Raw genomic sequence first — 5,978 nt, 5'->3', positions numbered from 1 at the left:
CTTCTGCTGCTGCTTTTAAAGGAAAGGAATCTGAGGTGCTCTTGACGGGGGGCTAAGCTGCTGTCGAGGCGCTTTTGAAGGCGAGGCTACCGAGCTTCGCGGGCGGCAAAGCCGCCAGGGAGAGGGAAGAGCTAATTACACCAAAATATGGATTTGATACTCCGGAGCGAAAATGCTACAATCTCGTAGTCCAAAAACTGTCCAGTCAAACGTCAGGATTACAATTGCCCGCGTGGTCAGTAAATCTGATGATCTTCATGCTTCTGGAATTATACCGCTTTGTCCCCCCGGTTAGAGCGGGGGGACTAGAGAGCGTCGCGTGCTCCGCTACAAAGGCCGTTCCGGCCATACCCAATATATTTTATGGGCGGTACGCCCTTTGCAGCTTTAGCTCTCCAGCTCCCCCGCTCCAACCGGGGGAGCTAGCAGTGCCTGTGGGTGCCTTCGGCAAGCTCCGCACGGCCCTCGACACCGCTGCCTTTGACCGGGGTTTTGAGGAGGGCACACTCCTGACCCTCCCCGAAGCCATCGCTTTGGCGACTAACCCTGGCTGAGAATCTCCAGCACCTCGGGGTAGAGCGCCGCGCTGGTGGCAAACCAGTCTGGGCCATAGATGTCGTTCTCGCCCTTCCAGGTCGAGCACTTTCCGCCGGCCTCGGCGAAGATGATGGGCATCGGGCCGACATCCCAGGGACTCTTGACCGGGTCGAGCATGATATCGAGCTGGCCCATCGCCACTCTCGCGTAGCCGAAGGCATCGCCCCAGGTGCGCTGAAGATAGGTCTTGTCGGCGAGCTGGTTGTAGGCACCCGAGCGCTTCTGAGCACGGATAATCGACGAGCTGACCATCACGGCTTTGTCCAGCGGCTTGTCCGAGACGCGGCAGGCGCGGCCATTGACCGTGCAACCCAGGCCCTTGCCTGCGGCGACCATCTCATCCAGTGCGGGAAGGTAGATTACCCCCGCGACAATCTCACCCTCGCGCTCCACCCCGATCAGTGTGCCGTAGAGCGGGACGCCTGCGACAAACGACTTCGTGCCATCAATCGGATCACAGACCCAGCGAAACGGTGCCGTACCCTCGGAAGCGCCTTCTTCTTCGCCGAGAATGGCGTGGTCGGGGAAGTGGGAGAGGATGCACTCTCGCAAGACACGCTCGCCCTCTTTATCGGCAATCGTGACGGGCGTGTTGTCGCCCTTGAACTCTGGCGTGACTCCCGTGTTGAAGTAGGCCAGGGTGCGCTTGCCACAGAGATAGGCCGCCTCTTTGGCGACCCGCAGTAAATTATCCGTTGTCGGTTCCAGTGTCTTGCTCCTCAGAGATAGGTTCGGTTTCTGTCTTTTTTTGACGCCATTTTGCCAGCACATTCCACCAGGGGGCCGCGTTGGTAGTGGGCATCCCAAGTGCTTTGCGGGCTAAGTTTCCGCCTGGCACGAGCTGGGCACCCGTATTGACCGCTTCTTTGCCTGCCCGGAAGAGAAAATCTCGCCGGGAAAGGGGCTCTTTGTCTTCACTCATAGTGTTTCCTTTGTCTGCTCGGGTGTGATCGTTGATGTTTAGCCCATCGTTCCCAGGCGGCGGCCACCCAGCACGTGTGCATGGAGGTGAAATACCGTCTGGCCCGCGTCGCCCTCGGCGTTTAAAACAATGCGCACCCCGCTCGCCTCAAGGCCCATTTTTCGGGCGACCTCGCCACAGGCCAGAAGCACCGCTCCGGCCAGCTCACGGTCTTCAGGCTGAAGTGCTAAGACATTACGGAGGGGTTTCTTGGGGATCACCAGAATATGAACAGGTGCTTGTGGCGCAAGGTCCTGAATCGCGACGACAAACTCGTCTTCATAGACTTTCTCCACCGGGATCTCACCCCGAGAGATCTTCCCAAAAATCGTATCTTCCATCAGAAATTATTGTATCAGGCTGCCATCGGTAGGCAGATTTTTCAGAGAATATAGACAAACTCGTTGAGGTTAAGAAGCGTGTGACAAAACTCAGCCAGTGAGCGCGTCTTTAGAAACATAAGACTGAGCTGACGCTCTTTTGGGTTGGGTGAGCGGCCAAAACAGAGCCGATACGCTCGGTCTACCTGCGCCCAAGTATCTCCTGGTCGGTCGCGCTGTAGCCGCTCCGCAAAGAGTGCGGCCTGACGCAAGATCAGTGGGTCGTTGAGGAGCATCAGGGCCTGCAGCGGCGTGGTCGTGATATTGCGCTGGGCGACCGTGTAGGTGATCTCCGGGCAGTCGAATACCTCTAGCTGGGGCAGCAAGAGCGAGCGCTTGACTTTCACGTAGACACTGCGCCGCCAGGTTTTCGGGCTGTCTTCGGCTTCATTGGGCCAGTTGAGCCCTTGAAACGTATCGGCCCTGAGGCTCGAATCCACGGGCGGATAGACTGCGGGGCCGCCGAGCTCCAGGTTCAGCGTCCCCGCGACCGCAAGCAGGCTATCGCGCACGGCCTCACCCTCCAGCCGCCGCACGGGCATCCGCCAAAGCAGCTTGTTTTGTGGATCGGCCTTCACTGCCTCTGGGCGAATCTCCGATGCTTGCTGATAGGTCTGGGAGAGGAGCATCAGCCGATGCAGATTTTTTACCCTCCAGCCACTCTCGATAAACTTCCCCGCGAGCCAGTCAAGCAGCTCAGGGTGGGTGGGGAGGTCGCCATTGAGGCCAAAGTTGCTGGCACTTGCCACAATTCCATGCCCAAAGTGCTGTCGCCAGACGCGGTTGACGAGGACTCGCGCCGTCAGAGGGTTCTCTTTGCTCGTCAGCCACTGCGCCAGCGCCGCTCGCCGACCGGTGGTTTTGGCATCTTTCGCTGCCGCTCCCACCTCGGCCTCGCCACCGGGAAGGGAGCAGATAAAGCCGGGCTTGATCTCTTTATCGGGCTGGTAGGCATCGCCGCGCCGTAGCAGAAACGACGGCCCAAACGTGCCGCCCTTATCCGTCACTGCCTGTGCCTTGCCACCAGGGACATCCACCTCGCGGCGCTCCGTCGGGGCAAAGATGGCGGCGAGGCGGTAGTAGTCGGTCATCTTCACCGGATCGTACTTGTGGTCGTGGCAGCGCGCACAGCCCACCGTCAGCCCAAGCACAACGGAGCTTGTTGTGGCAACCAGGTCGTCGATCTCGTTAGCACGCGTCCGGGCGTTGTTTTCGACAATGTCCTGCGGTCCACACGCGAGATACCCCGTCGCGATCAGCGCACTGGGATCGCCGGGCTTTAGCTCATCGCCCGCAATTTGAAGACGCACGAACTCGTCGTAGGGCAGGTCTTTGTTGAACGCGTCGATTACCCAGTCGCGGTAGCGGAACATCAAAGGCCGGTCTTTATCGCCCTCAAAGCCCCCAGAATCCGCATAGCGCGCTAAATCAAGCCAGTGCCGCCCCCAGCGCTCGCCATAGCGCGGCGAGGCCAGCAGTTTTTCAATGAGTTTTTCATACGCCTTCGGATCGGTGTCGCGTACAAACGCCTCGACATCTTCCGGCGCAGGTGGCAGTCCCCAGAGATCGGCGTAGACCCGGCGGATCAGCACGCGCTTGGGAGCAGGTGGCGAGAGAGAGAGCTTGTTCTCTTTCAGCTTGGCGGTGATGAAGGTGTCGATACCTCTCCCCAACCCCTCTCCCTGCCCCCGCCCGGCGGGGGAGAGAGGAGCAAACGACCACCAGGTTTGCTTTTGTCCCGAGGCGAGGCTTGTGGTCGCTCCCCAGGGTGCGCCGCTGTCTATCCATTTTTTTAGCACCGCAATCTCGCTAGCAGGGAGCTTGCCCGAGGGTGGCATGAGTGGGGCACGATTTCCGGTGAGCAGGACATGCATCAGGCTCTTGTCGGCGTTGCCCGGAACGATCGCCGCGCCACGTGTTCCGCCTTTGAGTGTGCTCTCGCGGCTCCTCAGATCAAAGTGCGAGAGCTGCGTCTCTGCCCCATGACAGCCCAAACAGCGCTTCTCCAGAATCTGCTGAACTTTCTGCGTGAAAAACACAGCATCCACTCTGACGGTTGGCTTTGTGGGCTTTTGTGCCAAGCAGGGAAGAGTCAGGGCAAACATGAACAGGGCGGCGAGTCTCATCCTGCTTCTTCTTCAGCGATGATTTTTTTTAACGCGTAGAGTTCCATAAGATGGCGCTCGTCTTTGGGGCGGCCTGCGGCTTTTTTCATGGCAATGAGATCATCAATGGAGGCAATTCGAACGGAGATCCCCTCCAGTTCCATAACATCAGCCCGCTCCCAGAGCCCTTCAAAAGAGTCTATCCCGGCAGGAAGAGAAAGAAGATCAATGGGGCCGATATCTGTCTTCAGGTTGAAAAACCGAGCGCGTTGTAGCTTTTCAGCAGTGATAATATAAGGCTCAAACGACGTCCATCCCAGCGGTTTTGGATGGATCTGATTCATTGTCTCTGCCAGCTTTTGACGGTTGGCTTCATCCGGGGCAAAGCTGAAGTCAATGTCGGTGGTGACATGTGCTCCACCCTGTAGGATCAGTGCAACCCCACCAATGATGACAAACTGAACCTCTGCCTCTTGAAGACGCTGGATTGCGGCTTTGAATTGTGGGTCAACCATGAGGATGTCTCCTGGCAACCGAACGAAGCCAGAGCAGTCCCGCAGCGCTACGCTCTGCTGCTTGCAAGCGCTCTGTGGGACTCATGCGGCGGTTTTCACGAAGCTGATCCCGGCTGAGACCGTTCTCATCCGGATCGCCATTGCCCCGGGCGTTGAGCCACTCGATGATCTCGTCTTCCGTCTGTGGTGCTTCAATGCTCATAAGAATCCTATCGAGTATTATACCGAGTATTCATGACCCCACAGGAATACGATGCTCTAATTTGCCTTTACTACAAGATCTACTACCCGTTAGAGACGATGCCGCTTGGGGTGGTGAGTGAGCTGGCGCTCGGGCAGGAGTTCAATACGGAACTCCAGCGGGAGACGGCAGATACCTACCGTGCCGTTCTGGAGGGCCTGCTCGCAAAGGGCTGGCTCCGGGTGGTGAAACGATCCGCGACGGAGCGACTGGGACGGCTCCGTGCCGCAGGCTGGATCGGGCCGAACCCTGTCTGGGTGCCCCAGAAAGGCGACCTCGACTTCACGCGAAAGGGCTTTGTACTCTATCGAAGGGCGAACCGGGCACGAGGAACCGACTCTCCCGAAAGCCTTGTCTTTGCCGACGAGGAACGACACGTCGTGCATGTGGTAGGCTCGACAAAGGCACACTGCCGGGAGGTCTTTCAGCGCAACTTTGGGAGTGACGTGGAAGGTTATAGCGAGAATGTGGCAGCGTTTGTGGCTAAGCCAGTACGTGTGCTCCGCATTGAGGAGCCAGAGCGAGTCGGGCGCTGGCTGGAGCGCGAGGTAAACCCGCATCGAGGTGGCTGGCGGATTCCGGTTCACTACCAGCCGATCCGCCGCTGCCGTGTCGAGATTCCGGAGCTTGGAGTCAAGGGCTGGCGCACGACGATGAACCGAACCGTGATTGAAGGCAAGGTGCGCCTTCCCGGTGTAACACCCGCGATTCACTTCGAGCTATCGGATGCCTTCGAGCAGGATGGGCCGGGGCGGGTGAGCTACCGTCCCTGCCTGATCGTCTACGATGGGGAGACGACACCAAAGACGATCACGACCGTCTACCATGGAGAAACCGTCGTGGCGGGCGGTATCGGCGATGGGTTTACCCATTTTCAGTGGCACGGCGCAGAGTCGCAGCCGATGCCTATGACTCCTGAACAGGCACTTGTGGCACTCCGCGAGGGGCTCAATCGGTTTTTTGCTCGATAAGCGTACCGAAGCGCTTGCCGATGGCGAGGGCGGGGTCTAGCGGGACATCCACGGCGACGCAGTTCTCGGGGATGGAGATGGTCGGGGTGGGGCGGAGTGTTTTCCCTCGAACTGCGGCAAATACGGGCGCAGCTCTTCTAGCATCTCGCTGGTCAGCTCCCGAATCTCCTTGAGCGTGCAGACAGCGGCGGTGAGTGGGTCTAGGGCG

General features: G+C 58.8%; 7 protein-coding genes. 2 read left to right on the top strand and 5 right to left on the bottom strand.

The window, feature by feature from the left end:
- Positions 1 to 428: 428 nt before the first annotated feature.
- Positions 429 to 554, top strand: a complete 126-nt coding sequence (locus tag AC1XOS_RS18640; RefSeq protein WP_481963723.1) for a hypothetical protein — start codon at positions 429 to 431, stop codon at positions 552 to 554.
- Here the strand turns inward: AC1XOS_RS18640 and AC1XOS_RS18635 are convergent.
- The 5 genes from AC1XOS_RS18635 to AC1XOS_RS18615 form a co-directional block, all read right to left on the bottom strand.
- Positions 541 to 1,368: an inositol monophosphatase family protein gene (locus AC1XOS_RS18635; protein ID WP_481963722.1), complete on the bottom strand. Its 828-nt coding sequence runs from the start codon at positions 1,366 to 1,368 to the stop codon at positions 541 to 543. The two genes, AC1XOS_RS18640 and AC1XOS_RS18635, sit on opposite strands and share 14 nt — an antisense overlap.
- 189 nt (positions 1,369 to 1,557) lie before the next feature.
- Positions 1,558 to 1,899, bottom strand: coding sequence for a histidine triad nucleotide-binding protein (locus tag AC1XOS_RS18630; RefSeq protein WP_481963721.1), 342 nt, complete (start codon positions 1,897 to 1,899; stop codon positions 1,558 to 1,560).
- Between the two features lie 41 nt (positions 1,900 to 1,940).
- On the bottom strand, positions 1,941 to 4,064 hold the full coding sequence (locus AC1XOS_RS18625; RefSeq protein ID WP_481963720.1) for a PSD1 and planctomycete cytochrome C domain-containing protein: 2,124 nt from the start codon (positions 4,062 to 4,064) through the stop codon (positions 1,941 to 1,943).
- The gene (locus AC1XOS_RS18620) at positions 4,061 to 4,558 is read right to left on the bottom strand and encodes a nucleotidyl transferase AbiEii/AbiGii toxin family protein (RefSeq protein ID WP_481963719.1); all 498 of its coding nucleotides are present in this window, start codon (positions 4,556 to 4,558) and stop codon (positions 4,061 to 4,063) included. Before AC1XOS_RS18620 ends, AC1XOS_RS18625 begins: the two co-directional genes overlap by 4 nt.
- Complete coding sequence (locus AC1XOS_RS18615) at positions 4,551 to 4,760, bottom strand: hypothetical protein (RefSeq protein WP_481963718.1); 210 nt, start codon at positions 4,758 to 4,760, stop codon at positions 4,551 to 4,553. Before AC1XOS_RS18615 ends, AC1XOS_RS18620 begins: the two co-directional genes overlap by 8 nt.
- Positions 4,761 to 4,792: 32 nt before the next feature.
- Between AC1XOS_RS18615 and AC1XOS_RS18610 the strand changes: the two genes are divergently transcribed.
- Positions 4,793 to 5,770, top strand: a complete 978-nt coding sequence (locus AC1XOS_RS18610) for a hypothetical protein (protein WP_481963717.1) — start codon at positions 4,793 to 4,795, stop codon at positions 5,768 to 5,770.
- The last annotated feature ends 208 nt before the right edge of the window (positions 5,771 to 5,978 follow it).

Source organism: Armatimonas sp. (assembly GCF_964826245.1).
Note: the sequence above shows the minus strand (reverse complement) of the source record. Positions and strands in the feature narration are given on the sequence as shown.